16 protein-coding genes are annotated in these 16,538 nt (G+C 48.7%); 7 read left to right on the top strand and 9 right to left on the bottom strand.

Annotation, left to right across the window (positions count from 1 at the left end; translation table 11 throughout):
• Nucleotides 1-112: 112 nt before the first annotated feature.
• The 5 genes from BM202_RS18210 to BM202_RS18190 form a co-directional block, all read right to left on the bottom strand.
• Nucleotides 113-610, bottom strand: coding sequence for a DinB family protein (locus BM202_RS18210; RefSeq protein ID WP_093828650.1), 498 nt, complete (start codon nt 608-610; stop codon nt 113-115).
• 94 nt (nt 611-704) lie between these two features.
• Nucleotides 705-1,406 carry a pseudouridine synthase gene (locus tag BM202_RS18205; protein WP_093828648.1) on the bottom strand — a complete coding sequence of 234 codons (702 nt, stop codon included), beginning with the start codon at nt 1,404-1,406 and terminating at the stop codon, nt 705-707.
• Nucleotides 1,407-1,982 carry a DinB family protein gene (locus BM202_RS18200; protein ID WP_093828646.1) on the bottom strand — a complete coding sequence of 192 codons (576 nt, stop codon included), beginning with the start codon at nt 1,980-1,982 and terminating at the stop codon, nt 1,407-1,409.
• 44 nt (nt 1,983-2,026) lie between these two features.
• Nucleotides 2,027-3,007, bottom strand: a complete 981-nt coding sequence (locus tag BM202_RS18195; protein WP_245776710.1) for a YihY/virulence factor BrkB family protein — start codon at nt 3,005-3,007, stop codon at nt 2,027-2,029.
• Nucleotides 3,008-3,214: 207 nt separating this feature from the next.
• Nucleotides 3,215-4,156 carry a hypothetical protein gene (locus BM202_RS18190; RefSeq protein WP_093828642.1) on the bottom strand — a complete coding sequence of 314 codons (942 nt, stop codon included), beginning with the start codon at nt 4,154-4,156 and terminating at the stop codon, nt 3,215-3,217.
• 265 nt (nt 4,157-4,421) lie between these two features.
• On the opposite strand from BM202_RS18190, the gene BM202_RS18185 reads away from it, so the two are divergent.
• Nucleotides 4,422-5,462, top strand: coding sequence for a sialidase family protein (locus tag BM202_RS18185; protein WP_093828640.1), 1,041 nt, complete (start codon nt 4,422-4,424; stop codon nt 5,460-5,462).
• Between the two features lie 148 nt (nt 5,463-5,610).
• Nucleotides 5,611-7,314, top strand: a complete 1,704-nt coding sequence (locus BM202_RS18180; protein WP_218160573.1) for a purple acid phosphatase family protein — start codon at nt 5,611-5,613, stop codon at nt 7,312-7,314.
• 6 nt (nt 7,315-7,320) lie between these two features.
• On the opposite strand, the gene BM202_RS18175 is transcribed toward BM202_RS18180, so the two are convergent.
• From BM202_RS18175 to BM202_RS18160, 4 genes are all read right to left on the bottom strand, one after another.
• The gene (locus BM202_RS18175; RefSeq protein WP_093828768.1) at nt 7,321-7,800 is read right to left on the bottom strand and encodes a hypothetical protein; all 480 of its coding nucleotides are present in this window, start codon (nt 7,798-7,800) and stop codon (nt 7,321-7,323) included.
• A 20-nt stretch (nt 7,801-7,820) separates the two neighbouring features.
• Nucleotides 7,821-8,363, bottom strand: a complete 543-nt coding sequence (locus BM202_RS18170) for a DUF4468 domain-containing protein (RefSeq protein ID WP_093828636.1) — start codon at nt 8,361-8,363, stop codon at nt 7,821-7,823.
• A gap of 333 nt (nt 8,364-8,696) precedes the next feature.
• Nucleotides 8,697-9,641 (bottom strand): DUF5050 domain-containing protein, encoded by a 945-nt coding sequence (locus BM202_RS18165; RefSeq protein WP_093828635.1) that lies wholly within the window; start codon nt 9,639-9,641, stop codon nt 8,697-8,699.
• Between the two features lie 28 nt (nt 9,642-9,669).
• A complete protein-coding gene (locus tag BM202_RS18160; protein WP_093828633.1) occupies nt 9,670-10,773 on the bottom strand; it encodes a hypothetical protein in 1,104 nt (367 codons plus the stop codon).
• A 344-nt stretch (nt 10,774-11,117) separates the two neighbouring features.
• On the opposite strand from BM202_RS18160, the gene BM202_RS18155 reads away from it, so the two are divergent.
• The 5 genes from BM202_RS18155 (at nt 11,118) to BM202_RS18135 (ending at nt 16,388) form a co-directional block, all read left to right on the top strand.
• A complete protein-coding gene (locus BM202_RS18155; RefSeq protein WP_093828631.1) occupies nt 11,118-12,866 on the top strand; it encodes a sensor histidine kinase in 1,749 nt (582 codons plus the stop codon).
• A gap of 10 nt (nt 12,867-12,876) precedes the next feature.
• A complete protein-coding gene (locus BM202_RS18150; RefSeq protein WP_093828629.1) occupies nt 12,877-13,632 on the top strand; it encodes a response regulator in 756 nt (251 codons plus the stop codon).
• 145 nt (nt 13,633-13,777) lie between these two features.
• A complete protein-coding gene (locus BM202_RS18145; protein ID WP_093828627.1) occupies nt 13,778-14,428 on the top strand; it encodes a hypothetical protein in 651 nt (216 codons plus the stop codon).
• 117 nt (nt 14,429-14,545) lie between these two features.
• Entirely contained in the window at nt 14,546-15,439 is an 894-nt protein-coding gene (locus BM202_RS18140) for an alpha/beta hydrolase (RefSeq protein WP_093828625.1), read from the top strand.
• 160 nt (nt 15,440-15,599) lie between these two features.
• Nucleotides 15,600-16,388, top strand: a complete 789-nt coding sequence (locus BM202_RS18135) for an alpha/beta hydrolase (RefSeq protein ID WP_093828623.1) — start codon at nt 15,600-15,602, stop codon at nt 16,386-16,388.
• Nucleotides 16,389-16,538 lie beyond the last annotated feature (150 nt).

Genomic DNA, 16,538 nt, shown 5'->3' with positions numbered 1-16,538 from the left:
ATACAACTTCTGCAATACACCCCCACCCCCCTGAAGGGGGCTTAGGTTGAGAATAGTCTAGCTAAGCCCCCTTCAGGGGGGTGGGGGTGTATTGAAACTGATCTCGGATAGATTAGAAATTTGGCTCATCGGCACTGGGTCCGTAACTACCCGGAATCGGAATGTTTAACAAGCGAAGGTAAACGCCTAGCTGCGCCCGATGGTGTACTATCTGCGAAAAGGTTATGCGAATCATTTCGCCTTTGGTCGTTTTACTATAAATTTCTTCGCCATTACGCAGCGTCCATATTGGCTCCAACTGCTCATCCGTTGCCTGACTCAGTGAGGCTTTTCCATCAGCTAATGATTGCTCAAAAAAGTCGAGTAATTCCGCTGTGTTGTTGATCGAAACGGGCGCATAAGGAGCGGTGGCGAAGTCAAGGCCGTCGGTCGTGAGCACTAGGGTAATCCATGTTGGTAACTCGGCAATGTGAGTCGCTAAGCTTCGAATCGTCATGCTTTTTTCGTGCGGTTGCCAGTCGTATTTATCATCGGGAACGCGACCCAGCATATTACGAGTTGTTTTGGCTTCCTGCTCCATTTCTATTAAAAGCATCTGAATTATTGACATGGCTGTTCGTTTTTGTTTACAGCACAAAGATCGCTGCACCCACTGACAGCCCTATGTCAGTAGTGTTTCGGGATGAAAAATAAAGGCACAGTGTTCAATTAATCCCAAAAAGCTCAGTCAGCATGCGTTCAAACTCGGCTTGTAGGGGAGCGGTAATCGTGATTTTCTCTGACGTGATGGGGTGTTCAAAATCAATACGTTGGGCATGTAACAGCATCGTGTTCATGTCGAAATGATCTTTGAATAGCTTATTCTGCTTGTTGCAGCCGTGGGGCCGGTCGCCGATAATGGGGTGTAAAATATGCGCCATGTGCTTACGCAACTGGTGCATACGTCCCGTAGTGGGAGTGAGTTCCACCAATGAATAGCGCGACGTAGCATGTTTGCCGAAAGGCAACGGGACCTCTGTGCGACGCAGCGTTTTGACATGCGTAAACGCTTCCTGGAGCAAACCTGCTCCCCGACCATCATCACGCCGGAGCGGGTAGTCGATTTCCTGCTCGTCTTCGGTGTAGCCCCGTACAATCGCCAGGTACGTTTTTGCTACGTTACCATCCGAAAACTGTTGCTGCATAACGGAATTCATGGCTTCATCGAGCGCGAAAAGCAGTACTCCACCCGTTTTTCGGTCCAGGCGATGGACGGGATACACACGCTGCCCCAATTGATCACGCAGGAGCTGAACCGCAAATTCGCTGGCATCGCTGGCAATCGGTGACCTATGAACCAGCAAGCCGTGGGGTTTATTGATTGCCACCAAGTCGGGCGACTGATAAACGATAGGTAAATCAGCCATTCAGGATGGAAAGCCGGAACTGGCCTTTATTTCGTCAATCTGTTTACGATGGCGCTCAACGTGAGACGCCATCACCAGAACCGCCTGATATGTATCCAGCGTGCCGAGCGCTGGATGAATGAAATAGTGCGTACGCAAATCGTTTTTTGTGTTTAGAACAAGATCAATAGCATCTTGTCGGCGCTCTTCGAAAGCTTGCAGTGCGTAGCTGGCGTCACCAAATCGACCCGTTGGGACGAAAGGGGCAGGGGCCGCTAATGTGAATAATCGGCTACGTACAGCCTTGATAACATCAACATCCGATATCCGGATATCGGCTCGTTTAGCAGGGTCGGCAGGAACGCTCATTCCGGCCAGTATCGCTTTATAAATACCTTTCTCAACTAGGGCGATGTGCTCGACGCATTCGGCAATGGACCAGCGATCCACGGTGGGTTTATACGTTAGCTGCTCAGTAGATAACCCATCAAGCGACTGTTTAAGATTCGCTAACGTCGCATTAAGAGAATCCACGGCGTAGCTACGTTCCGAATCGGTAACGGGGCCGGTAACAGGAAGAGATTGCAGGTTTTCCACGTCTTGATCGTAGGGGATGGACTGGATGCAAAGGTACGATCGATTTATTTTTTAGCTGCTTCCACTTTCTTTTCCGTTGGTATCGTTGCAACATCGCGTTCGCGCTCGGTTTGCTCAACATAGACGGCGTAATCGGCGGGTTCAATCTTAATGCCAAAATGGTTGGCGTAGGCCTGCGTGAATTCAGCGCCGAAATACAGGATGGCCGCGGTATAATAAATCCAGGTTAAGATGACGATGAGTGAGCCAGCGGCCCCGTATGTCGAACTTGTGCCAGTAGTGTCGATGTATAAACCGATCAGGTAGCGGCCCAGCATGAAAAGTAACGCGGTAAAAAGAGCACCCCAACGCACATCTTTCCAGGCAATTTTTGCATCGGGCAGGACTTTGAATATGACCGCGAAAAGAATCGTGACAACAACCGTACTGATGGCAAAATTAATAGCACTGACTACGTATACACCAAGTCCAGGCAGGAAACGGGTTAGCTGGCCACTCAAAGCCAGAACGATTCCGTTCACGACCAGCGATACCAGTAGTAGGAACCCCAGGCTGACAATCAGCGAAGAGGATAGCAGTCGATCTTTAATTAGCTTCAGCCAACCCTGTTTTGGTTTGGCTTTCACCCGCCAGATTAAATTAACTGAATCCTGAATTTCCACGAAAATGCTGGTTGCACCAATTACCAGCGTGACAATGCCGATAATCAGTGCGGTATTGGTTTTGCCAGACAGACCTACGCTCTTGATCATATCCTGAATCTGCTTGGCGGCCTCGTTACCGACCAACCCATTAATCTGCCCAAATATTTCGCCCTGAATCGCTTCCTCGCCCAGAAAAATACTGGCCAGCGACATGATCAGTACCAGGAGGGGGGCCAGCGAAAAAATAGTGTAATAGGCCAGGGCGGCACTTAATTTCAGGCACCGGTCATCCATGAAACCATTGAAGGAATCCATCAGTACGGTCCAGGCGTTGGAAAAGAATCCCTTCTGAACGTTAGCAGGTTGAGTCGTCGTCGGCATAGGTATCGAGTCGGCGAATAAACTGTTGTAGAATCGCCCTAGTAAGTTTGCCATGAGTTGAGTATCTTATATAATGGCTGAAGCTGCCCGCCAAACCATGCCATAGGTCAACAAGCAGCTTCAGCTGTAAGGATAACTATAAACTTAGACGAGTTGTTGCCAAATGAAACCTAACGGCCCATTTATAAAGTCTTCTGTTTAATGCGGTTAATGCAAGTCTGCCAGCCATTGTTTAGCAAAAAGACGAGCTTCGGTAACGGGTTCTTTGCCTAGGCGATATAGAAATTTCCACTCGGCAGGTTTACGTTGATAAACAGGGTTAGCAAATTCCTGCTTGCGACCCATTGGTGCTAACCGTGCGTCAAAATCGACGGTTTCACTAAGCGTAATGAATGCCTGTAAACGTTGTTTTAAAAGTGGTCCAAAGTCGGAATGAGCATCGAATTCTGCTTTCCGCTTACGTTCTTCTGACAGGCGATCTTTATCCCGTTCGGGCTCATTAGCCGATTGATTCATACTGGCCTGCATCTGTTGTTTAAGGGAAGCCAGGTATTGTTTTTTGAACTCAGCCGGCGGCAGGATCATCATCTTTTTTAAGCTCGCTACGTGTTGGGCGCGCGTTGTTCGAGCACTGCCGGATAATGCAGCGAGTTCCTGTTCTTCCTGGCTTAGTTGTGCTTGAGCCGCCATTTTTAACATAGCTGGGTCCATTAAGCTAAACGACTGATCCATAGCGCCCATCTGCGCCGAAAACTGACCTTGTGCAACTGATTTTTCTGCCTGGTCGGCTTGTTTTTTCTTCGCTATGTATTCATCGGTATAGGTCTCATCATACGGATAATACGTTCGCAAATCCTGAAGCCATGTTTGTTTGAACGATGACGATTCGACGTAAGCCCGCACGGCCTTAGCCAGCGTTCGTACGGTTGTCGCACGAGCCGACCCGGGAAGTTGACGAACGGCCTGGCGCATGGAATTAGTAGGATTAAAGAAGAACCAGCGCGGTTCTCTTAGGTTCAACAGGACGTCCTGCCGAAGTTTCGGTTCTTCGATGCCCAGCTCGGTCATGACATCGCCGGAGTTAGCGGCCATCAGCAAAGGACCTGCGACCAGTACGGCTAAAAAAGAGAATTGTCTGATAAATTTCATGATTAAAAAAGAGGATGGTTCAGCCTTGTCAGGCGAAATTGGCAGGTCGAGACACGTAGCGAAAGCACGTTGGTAATCAATTGCTAAAAACGATTCATGAACCGCGTAAATCAGTCCCTGAAATCAACGGGTATTTAGGCCAGAGGTGCCCAGTTGCAATCGGTTTACAGGATAATTGTCGGCGACTGACTGGTAGGAAATGAGGCTGGCCTACTTATTTTAAGCGAATCAAACTTCTTCTTTTGCCTCACTGTACGAACCGCTTATGAGACCTCTTTTTCTACTAGCCTTCACTACTTTATTGTGCTCCATACAGTTCGTTTCAGCGCAGTCGGATAACCCGCCGATTGTTCTCAATGAATGGATTTACGAAAAAGCACCTTTCCCGGAATGCCATGCCTCCACGCTGGCCGAGACACCCAAAGGTCTGGTTGCCGCCTGGTTTGGCGGCACACGCGAACGCCATCCCGATGTAGGCATCTGGGTGAATAGCCGGTCGGCCACCAACTGGACAACGCCGGTAGAGGTCGCAACGGGTGTACAACCCGACGGAAAGCGGCTGCCCTGCTGGAATCCGGTATTGTTTCAGGTACCCGGTGGCGATTTGCTGTTGTTTTATAAAGTTGGTCCCAGCCCATCAACCTGGTGGGGCCTGTTGAAGCGGTCGAGCGACGCAGGAAAAACCTGGTCGGAAGCGGAACGGTTGCCGGAGGGGATTCTGGGACCAATCAAAAACAAGCCGGTCTTGTTAGCCTCGGGCGTTTTGCTCTGCCCAACCAGTTCGGAAGATCACAACTGGCGTGTCCATTTTGAGCAGACCAGTGATCTGGGCAAAACCTGGCAAAAAACGGGGCCGATCAACGATGGCGTGGAGGATGGAGCCATTCAGCCGAGTATTCTGTTCCATGCTGATGGGCAATTGCAGGCCCTTTGCCGGAGCCAGAAAAGCGGATTTATTCTGGAAACCTGGTCAAAAGATAACGGTAAAACCTGGTCGCCGTTGCAGAAAACGTCACTTCCCAATCCAAATTCGGGAACCGATGCTGTGACCCTGAAAGATGGCCGTCAGGTGCTGGTATATAATCCTACATCGCCTGTAGCAGGTAAAAGTGGTCCAAGAACTCCCTTAGACGTAGCGATTTCCAGCGATGGCAAAACCTGGAAATCCCTGGCCCGGCTCGAAAGTGCACCCGGCGAGTACTCCTACCCGGCCGTAATTCAAACCGCCGACGGACTAGTCCACGTTACCTACACCTGGAAACGAAACCGGATTAGACACGTAGTACTCGACCCAACCAAAGGGTAGTCGTTAGATAATTGTTGTGTAATGTCTTGAAAATAGGTCTATTAGGCATAACTTTTCTGTAGTGCTGTGTAATTTGTTATTGTCTTTTTTTTACACGATGCTACGTCTTTCGCTAGTCCGTTGGGTACTGCTACTTGGCTTAACCGTCATGAAACTGACGACTATCGCCCAATCAGTCACTCGGTCGCCCTATCTGCAAACCGTTACGCCTACTGGTATCACCATCCGTTGGCGAACCGATCTGCCGACAGATAGTCGCGTTCGCTTTGGCGCTGATCTTTCGCAACTTACTCAGCAAACGACCGATCCTGCGGCAACGACCGAGCACCTTGTTACATTAACAGACCTGCAACCAGCCACCCAATATTTTTATGCTGTCGGTTCGTCGGCAGGCGATTTAATGGTATCCAGTGATCAATATTTCCGGACGTCGCCCGTTGCCGGATCAACGGTACCTGTTCGTATCTGGGCACTGGGTGATTTCGGTAGTAGTACCGTAAACCAGTTTCAGGTGCTCGATCAATACCGGCAAGCGGCTCAGAGTCATCCGGCCGACATTTGGCTCTGGCTCGGCGATAATGCCTACGATCAGGGGTACGATTCCCAATACCAGCAACGATTATTCACCATATACAACGACATTTTAAAGCACTTGCCCGCCTGGTCAACGCCCGGCAATCATGAGTATGCCGATGTACCCACCAACCTGAATATCGACTATTTTAAACTAATTACCGTTCCGCAACAGGCTGAAGCCGGGGGTGTACCGTCGGGTTCAAAGCTCAACTACTCATTCGATTACGCCAATGTGCATGTCGTTTCGCTGGATTCTGAAGGTCAGGATGACGGGCGACTTTACGATACAACGGGCCATCAGGTACAGTGGCTCAAGCTCGATTTAGCCGCCAATCATCAACCCTGGACGATCGTTTTCTTTCACCATCCGCCCTACAGCAAAGGCTCTCGGGATTCTGACGTATTTGATGATCAGACGCAACTACGTCGGAAACTTGTTCCTATTCTGGAACGCTTTAACGTCGACCTTGTCCTGAGCGGTCACAGCCATATCTATGAACGGACGTACCTGATAAAAGGGCACTATGGCCTGGCCAATACGTTCAACACAAATCAACATGCCGTGTCGACCAGTTCCGCCCAATATGATGGTTCTGCCAATTCCTGCCCCATTGTCAATAAACTGTCGGGCGTGGTCTACGTAGTGGCGGGCAGCGGTGGTCAGTTAGGCGGAAACGGCAATGGGTATCCGCATCCGGCCATGGTGTACTCGAACAATACGGTAGGCGGTTCCATGCTGATTGACGTAACCGATAACCGGCTGGATGCTCAGTGGCTGGCCACCGATGGCACCGTAAAAGACAAGTTTACGATGTTCAAGCAGGTTAATAAGCAGCAGACACTTAGCTATAGTTCTGGTAATCCGGTGTCGTTAACGGCTTCATGGCCGGGTACTTACCGGTGGAGTACTGGCGAGACAAACCGCACAATCAACGTATCACCGACAGTGTCAACGACCTATACTGTCAGCGATAATGTAGGCTGCCTAACCGATACGTATATCGTCAACGTAGAGAATGGCGATTTGCGGTTTGATGGTCAACTCGTACTGTATCCTGATCCCGCAACTGGAGTCGCCACGATTAAAGCATCCATGCCCGATCCGGTAACAATTGACCTGCAACTGACAACCAGTGATGGCACGGTTATCTTCTCAAAACAGTACGTCAATACGTCGCAGGTACTGGAGCAGGTCAACCTCGCTACGCCGGGTCAGTATTGGTTCATTGCCTCTATTGGCACCAGGCTTGTTGGCCGAATGAGCTTTACGTTATAGGTTTGGTCAGGTTATTCGCCACCAGACAACCAAAAAGAGCATAAACAGAGCAAACAGAATCAGTATCCATTTTAATACGGGTAGGTAAGCCCAGTGGGAGATCAAAAACAGCCCGGCAATACCTCCCATAAATCCCAGCACTGTCCATCCCATAGCAATGAACGCCACCGACCCCAGGATAATACCAACATCACGAACATCCTGGTAACTGGCTGCTTTGCTGAGAAAAAATACCAGACCCACCACACCGAGCAGGCTGACCAGCATGATGCGGGCTAAGCACCACCACGGATTGCCGGGCGTCCAGAAAAAGGGTGCAAAAGCCAGCATAACGCCAATAGCGGGCAGAAACAGATTCAAAAACATGACCTTCCAATGCCCTAAGCTGCTGATGGGCTGATTCACGGCAACAAAGATCCCGGCAAAGGCAAACATGAGTATCCAGATTAGTTCAGGGCCAATCAGGTAAGCGGTAGTTCGGTTCATGAACGAAGTCATCGGCCCAATCAAAAGGCTTTGTAGTTTTTTACGTTTTCCTGAAAATCAGTCAGTACCTTCCTGAGTTGTTTGTCGAGTTCCGCATAGATCACCTGAAGTTCTTTGTCATTCTTCTGGCAATAGGTTTCGATGGGCGTAGGGCGGGACGTAGTACTTTCCTCCAGATCAATCTGGCTAATGGTTACCCGATATTTTCGATTGGTGCACTCAACCACGAGGCTATACCGGAATGAATAGATGCCACCTGCCGAACTCTCCGAACGAGGCATCGTAACCACCTGCGTAGACCGACTGACTAAATCACCGGTTTTTTTATCGCTCAACGCAAAAGTGTCCTTCGCCGAATGAAAGGATTGAGCGATCCACAATCTGGACCGTCGGAACAGATCGCCTTGTGATACGCTGCCGCAATCGATGATCTCTGAGTACGTTACTTTCTGATTGACGAGAGGCAAAAGGCCATGCAGTTTTTCGTTCATGATAACGGGTGGACAATCGGCCAGAACGGGGCCGGTACTCAATAAATACCCCAGTAGTAGGGCAAAAGCCATAGTTTTCACGGATGACGGAGTTGTTTGGTTTGGGTAGAGGAATAGTAATTAGCTGTAAACCTCGTCAAAGCTAGAAAAGGGTAAAGAGCACATCCAACCTGAGTTGGCAGTCGGTAGGTATGGGTAAACAAGTAGCGGAAATAACGTATTGGTTTGTGCTGGCCCTCGAATCCCATTTTCTGATTTCGCTCGGCTTTGATGACTAGGTTTGTAGATACAATAAGGTAGGAGAAATGGATGAAATACAAACGGCTAGCCTTGACGTTAAGGCTAGCCGTTTGCAATTTTAATGATGTGGAGAGAAGCGGAAAGTGGATTATAAAAAGTATCTGGCTATTTATTGAATTTTATATTTGCCTTCCAGATGTTGTAATTTTTTTCGGCATTCGAACTGAAAAATAACAAATTGCTATCGCCCCAGGTAGGATCACTTTCGTCGGTTTCTCCCTGCGTGATCTGGACCAGGTCGCTGCCATCAGCTTTCATGACGTAAATATGCTTGTTCTGTTTCTTCGGGTTCTCGCGGTTACTGGCAAAGGCAATGTATTTACCATCTCTTGAGAAAGCGCCATCCCGGTTGTTGTAATCCCCCGTAGTCAATTGGGTTTTCTCGCCGGTTTTAAGGTCCATTGTAAACACCTGCATGGTTTTCCCAACCATAATGTTATAAATAATTCTATTGTTGTTGAGGGGATTCAAACTGAGGTGAGCGCCCTCCGTAATGACGGAATAATTTCCTCCTTTCATGTCCATCGAGCAAATCATACGACTGTTACTCATCTTGGTTGTAAAGAGAATTTTGGAATTGTCTTTCAATACAACAGGTTCAGCATCATCTTCGCCCATGGCTCCTGGCGAAATGTAGTTTAATCCCACGCCGTTAATATCTGATCGCACAATTACTGCTTTTTCAGGCTTTATGTAGCTGAAAATGACGCCTGTATTATTGGGTAACCAGGTTGGGTACGCTGCGTTGTTAACCAGTGGATTCGTGATAGGCTTTCCAATCTCTTTACGAACAATACGGTAGTTTTTGTTGGTCTTTACTTCAATTCTTCCATTGGTCAAACCGAGGGAGTATGATACGTCGATGGCATTGTATAATAGAAACTTACCATCAGGGCTAACCCTGGCAAAAAATTCCTGAGAAGCGTCGGAGGTTTCGCGAGTCAGGTTTTCCGCGTTGCCCGTTATACCCGGTACACTTGGAACTTGCGCCATCAGATGGCTTGACATACTGAATAGTGTGACGACTAAAGCGCCCTTGGTAAGATTCATAAGGTTTGAATTACGTAATGAATGAGTGTTAAAGTTTTTTGAAGTCGGAGAAACGACCAACCACGTTGAGCGTATAGCTCCCATATTTCCCTTTTGCCGATGTCGAGGTACGAGCCGTTATTTTGTAAAGTCCTTTTGATAGCGTCGACTGGACAATTTTATACGACTTGTTCTGCGCAGATGCCTGTGAGGGAATCGAAATGGTTGCTCCGCCAACAGATTGCAGATAGAGTTCAACGAAGGTGTCGCTGGACGAGATTTCGAGGTCCAGCATATTGGCCCCGTCATCGTTCACCTGCAGGGTATATTCGTCGTAAGCGAGTTTGTTCTGGTCCGCCTTGCTGGTGGCTGACCACTGCCCTGTTACGACCATGGACTGAGATTCGACGCTAGTCAGATTGGCGACTTTCCCCGTTACCCGCAGGTTGTAACTGCCGGTGCTACCCCGTTTGGTCGTAGCGACCATCATCAGGTACGTCCCTTTAGTAACGGTCCTGATTTCATAGGCATAGCGCCCTTGCCGTGACGTAGTAAATTGCCTGCTGGGTAGATCATACACCCAAATCCCGGCATCGGTATCAGGCGATTCGAGTTCGACATCGAAACCGGTACCATCCTCAGTAACGTCCACCGAATAGAAGCGATTCTTAATGGTTACCTCATTTCCTCCTCCGCCCAATGGTCCCCAGTCCAGTTTGGACTGCAGTACTGTCGAAGAAATTAGGGTAGCCCCGCCTTGTGTGCCTTCTAAAGACAGTGAGAACCGCCCAACAGCCTGCCGTTCAGCCGTTACTACGATGCGATACGTACCCGCATCGAGCGTGTATTGTTTGCTTAAATCCTGCCCTTTCCCTTGTACATCGATCGGCAGATCAAATGCGTCAAACAGCGCATATTGAACATTGATATCGCCGGATGTAAGCCGTATGTTTATCTTCTGATTTCCGGTGGGTACGTCGAAATTGTATTGAAAATTCTTGAGTGAATTGTAGTTCGTAAATCCCCCGGCGCCACCGACTTCTGCTTTCCATTCGCCAACGGGACGGCTGGTAGGTGCGTATGGGTCAATCGATTTCTGGCTGCACCCCCAAAATAGGCCTGGGAATAAGAGTAAGAAAAATGCTTTTTTCATGTTGAACCAATGAACTACAAAGGGTAAGAGGAAGGTCCGGCGGTCCGTTTGGGTGTACTAATTCTTATGAGAAAGACTTCAGTCGGAAATTAAGATCCGTTTTTCCATTGTTGTAATTTGAGGTACATTCGCCGGTATTTAGCTCACTCAATTCTAGTCATATTTCGGGCTTGCTTTTAGGATAATTTCCGAATGAGCGCAAGCTCTTTCCGAACGAAGGCAATTGCTTTCCGAATCGTTTTTAGTGCAAAAAATCAGGAATTGGCAGAGAAGCAGTCGGTTCAAAAGTCCTACATTTACCCGCACTCATAGCTGCCTGTCGAGGAACTTTACCACCGTGTTGGATGAAAACGTATCGTAACAAATCAGCTTTCCTGCTCTTGTTTTTCCTCATCCGAACCAGTACTAGTAATGCCCAGCCATACCAAAGCTTACCCCTTCAACCCGACAAGCTTAGGTATGCCCGGGAAATTGAACAGGAAGCGATAACGAAGAAGGACACCCTGCTCATGGCAGAAGCGTACTACTTGTACGGTAAGGTGTATGTAGCTGCCCGGGATTATCTGAAGGGCAAGAATTACTTTGTGAAGTCACTCCGGATTGTGGAGCAACAGCGCAAGTTCGACAAAGTCAGCCGGATCTATACACGATTGTCGAAGTTGGAAATAGACCAATCCAATGGAGCTAAAGCTTTGGAATACGGGCGTTTAGCCCTTGCTTACGTACGCAATGGGTCCAAACGGCAAATCATATCTGCTTATCAGGTTATTGGGAATGCATACGTTGTCATTTGCCGCGATAGTTTAGCCAACAACCGCAAACACCCATTGCAGGATAGCCTGTTCTATTACTGTAAGCTGAATGAGCGTATAGCTTATGAATCAAAAGATACGCTCGGTATTGCTGCGGTCAGTAGCACATTCGGTGAACTATACAGATATCAGCGAAACGTCAAAGCATTTCAATACTATAGAACAGCCCTGGCGCAGTATAAGGCAATAGGCCATACCCATAATCAGGCCAAGACAGTGCAGGAGCTGGCCTTGACCTATCTCCGATTTAATCAGCCTGATGAGGCTTTCCCGTTGTTGCAGGAAGCAGAACGAATGTATAAGGCATTGAATATTAGGGAGTTTTATACTGAAAAGTCATTTGCCGAGGCATGTCTGCAATATTACCAGCAAAAAAAAGACTGGGAAAAAGCCTTTGAGCAAGCGCAACTGGTGCGAACCTACGAACAGGGACAAATGATAGCTGACCGGGATGGCGCCGTTTCTCGCCTGAGTGTAGAATATGATATCGAAAAAAAAGAAGCGCAGCTAAAAAGTCAGCATCGGGAACTGGCACTCAGTAAAGAAAATCAGCAGACACAGCAGCGGTTTCTGATGGTGCTTTCGACGTTGCTGCTGGGAACCGTAATCGCAAGTGGTGCTTTTTACCGGCTGTCACGGAAAAATCGGCGCCTTAGCCTGCACAACGCGGCCTTAGTGCAGGAGCAAAACCACCGCGTTAAAAATAATTTACAGTTAGTATCGAGCCTGCTGAGTTTACAGTCGAATCGCCTTTCAGACGAAAGTGCCAGAAATGCGGTGGAAGACAGCCAGCGACGTATCGAAGTAATGAGCCTGCTTCAGCGTAAACTCTATGATGACGAAAATCTCGCTGCAGTCAATTTAGCTGACTTCATCCGGGAACTGATCAAAATGGGATTGCAGACGTTCGAACTGGATCAGGTTGAGGTTACCTGCCAGATTCCGCCTGCCCTCACCCTACCCGCCGACTACATTATGCGCGTTGGACTAATTGTGAATGAGCTGATTACGAATGCCTGCAAGTATGCCTTTCCCGAACACCCATGCCCTGCGCTACGAATAGAGGCCTCTTTAGATAAAACTACATTTCGTCTGGAAGTAGCTGATAACGGGAAAGGGTTGGACGAGTCTTCATTGCCCTTAAAATCATTTGGCATGCGCCTGATTCAGATGCAAGTGGAGCAACTGTATGGAACGTATCGGATCGGAAACAAAGGCGGCATGACGTTCGACATGGTATTTAACCTACTTCCCACTGCCACCAAGTGGAAAAAAATATAACACGATTTATATGAAATCGCTCAAAATTCTGATTGTTGAAGACGAGCTGGTAACAGCCCACGACATTCGGGAAACGCTGGAAAAAGCGGGCCATGAAGTAACGGACATCACCCGTAATTCACCCGCAGCCTTAACGTCGGTACGTATCAATCCACCCGATTTGGTATTAATAGATATCCACCTGGAGCATTCGGCCGAAGATGGTATTGATCTTGCCCTCCGGCTGCTGGCAAAGCAGGCAATCCCCATAATTTATCTGACCGGGCACTCGGAGCAGCCGACCATATTACGGGCCCAACAGACGCGCCCCGCGGCTTATCTTCTTAAACCCTTTCGCCATAAGGAATTAGCGATTCAGGTCGAATTAGCCTATTATAATTACCAGGCTACCCAGGCTAATTCGGTTGATCCTTTTTTGTCGGATAGCCTGTACCTGCCTGTAGATCAAGGGAAAGGGTATGTCAAAATCAATAAAAACGAGGTTCTCTTCTTACAGGCCGATAGGGCTTATGTTGAAGTCTATTTACTGAATGAAGAACAGAAGCAGGTTTTCTCCATGAATCTGGGCTATATAGCGCAGTTTTTTACGAATCCCAACTTCTACAATCTATCGCGATCCCTGTTAGTGAATTTGCAGTTTGTGGAGCGCATTGAAAAAAATCAGTTTTACGTAAAGGGCCGGAAAGCGCCTGTTCAGTTTCCGGAAAATAATCACAAACTATTTTTACAGCGGTTTGCGATCGTTAAAACACCTTCGAGAATGTAAGTACGTGGATCAATGGGATTGCCAAATTCTGTTGATCTTGTATAGTCTTTCCTCAATTCATGCCGCCCATTTTACAGTTCAGTCAGATGGTCCTTCTGTCGCCCTGGCGTGTCGATTAGTTTTGTTGACACCAACCATTGGCCTTATGGAAGCTTTTTTTGTCATCAGTACCTTGCTCATTAGCCTGGCCGGTAACACGCAATATATGCCCGTCGGTGCCATCACGATGTGGACAGAGGGCTACGTAGTAACGACGCAGAACGATACGATTCGTGGGCAGGTGCGGGTCGGGTCGCTGGTGAACGATTCCCCCGCCAGCATTATCATTAAGACGGGCGATAATGCTAAATTGAAATTGAAAGGTGATGACCTTATACTCATTGCGCAACGATTGCCCGACTTTGCCTATTCGACGGGCAGCATTCCCCGCGACCGGGAGATGATCATTTTTGAGCGCGTTCCCAATCCACGGCGCAAAGACAAGCCGATGCTACTGGAACGCCTGACTCCCGCTGGCGGCAACATTGCCCTTTATTTCGACGTAGCAGGCTGGAAGAAAACGACCGAATATTCCTTTGGTAATTTTGTGCTGGGTGTCGACTATCAGGACCTCAGCTACATTGCGCTGAAAAACCGGAGCGACGCATTCGTGGCGAAGCGGGGAGAGATGGAGACCGTTCATGACCGTTTGTTTGGCGACTGTCCAACCTTCATGCAAAACTACCCGACCGCTACGCGCCGGGACTGGCGTGGATTTGGCGAAATGGTGGCCGCATACAACCAACTTTGCCAGTAAGGAGGAACAAGCTTGTCCGACCAATCCAGAAACCTACTTTCGCGGTATGTATTGATATACTACCAGGCTGCTCGGGAACGTAGTGGTTTATAAATGCGGATAGTTAGGTCTTCCAACATGCTTTCTTTTCGATTACTCTGGCAAATTCCGGCGGCCTTACTGCTGGGGGTTATCTTAGTGCTTTCTCTAAACGAATTTGCCGTGGCGAGCGGCAGTCGGCGGACGAAGGATATTTCCTATTTGCCGCCCGCTACAACCCCGTCCGACCCGACCGATCGCCACCTGCTGGATGTGTTCTCACCCCGAAAACGCGATCCCGGAGGCCGTCCGGTTGTGCTGTTTATTCACGGAGGTAACTGGAACAGTGGGAATAAAAATCTCTATGCCATCCTCGGCCGACGACTGGCCAGGCAAGGTGCTGTCGCCGTTATTATCAACTACCGGCTTTCTCCGAACGTAGAGGTGCCTGCAATGGCCGAGGATTGTGCCCAGGCGGTTCGCTGGGCTACCCAGCACATTGCTGAATATGGTGGAGACCCGGACCGAATTTTTGTTATGGGGCATTCGGCAGGGGGCGGACTGGCGGCTCTGCTGGCTACTGACGATCAGTTGTTTACTAAAATTGGGCTGGCGAAAAATCCAGTGAAAGGCGCCATCCTCGATGATCCGGGTGGGCTGGATATGTTCGATTATCTGAAAAAAATGGAATACCCCGGCGACGATCAGTATCTGGTACCCTTTGGTAAAGATCCTTCCATTTGGCGCGATATGTCGCCCATGTACCATGTACGGGCCGATAGTCCGCCTATGTTGGTGTACGTGGGCGAGCATACCTATCCGAGTATTGCCAGCAGCACCCGAACGTTCAATCAACGCCTGCTGGAGCTTGGTGCCCGGCACACGTTTACCGTAATTCCAGGTAAAAAACACATCGCTATGGTCACCCAGTTATTCTGGCAGCATAACATCATCTACCGTGACTTGCTGAAATTGGTAGGTGTGAAGCCGTAAGAAAGCTGGCATTCCGGCCAAAAGCTGCATTCCGTTAGCGCGTAATGGCGTTTGTTCTGTTCAAACCGCAGGAGACGAAATAATTCACTAGTATTCGACTCATAATGAGGAGAATACTAGTATCTTCCCCCTCTTTTACATACCATTAAACACTATAATCATGGAAGGTATCAAAACCAAAACCGTCGTATTCGTCACGGGAGCCTTTGTTGTCAATACTGGCTGGGACGAATGGCAATCCTATTTCCAGAGTAAAGGGTACGAGACGATGGCACCCCCCTGGCCGTTCAAGGATGGGACAGCTGCCGAATTGCGCGCCCGGCAACCGAACGACACCGATTTAGCCAAATTAACGCTGAATGAACTGGTCGATCATTACATGGATATTGTGAAGGCGCTTCCCGAAAAACCAATCGTAATCGGGCATTCGTTGGGCGGGTTGATTACCCAGATCATTGTGAGTCATGACCTGGCTGCCGCAGCCGTTGCCATTCACTCCGTTCCACCGCAGGGCGTATTTCCCTACGAGTTCTCCTTTCTGAAAGCGGGCTGGAAAGCCCTGGGCTTGTTTACGGATCTTGACGAAACGTACCTGATGTCGTTCGAAGACTGGCAATATGCGTTCGTTAACGATATGCCGCTGGACGAACAACAAAAAGCCTACGACGAAAACACGATTCCAGAGTCGAAAGTGGTGGCCAGGGGTGGATTAACTAGTGCTGCCCATGTGGATTTTGAAAAGCCACACGCGCCCCTGTTGCTTACGGCCGGCAGCATCGACAACATCATCCCGGCTCACCTCAACCATCGTAATTTCGAGGCCTACAAAAGCAATGGTTCGGTGCTGGATTACAAAGAGTTTGAAGGACGTAATCACTTTGTGCTTGGGCAACCTACCTGGAAAGAAGACGCCGACTATATTCTGGATTGGCTGGACAAAAACGCGTAAAGAGGTCGTTCTTTAACTTCCCGAAAGAGGGCCACCCGAGCGGCTCAAAACTTCGGGAAGTTAATTTGGCGTATTGGCTGGCAACAGTTTTACTACGTAGCAAACAGGCAGTGGTAGCTAATTCTTTTAAACAACGCGTTTTTACAATCT

The organism is Spirosoma endophyticum (assembly GCF_900112365.1).
GTDB lineage: Bacteria > Bacteroidota > Bacteroidia > Cytophagales > Spirosomataceae > Spirosoma > Spirosoma endophyticum.
This window is presented reverse-complemented; position numbering and strand designations above follow the sequence as displayed.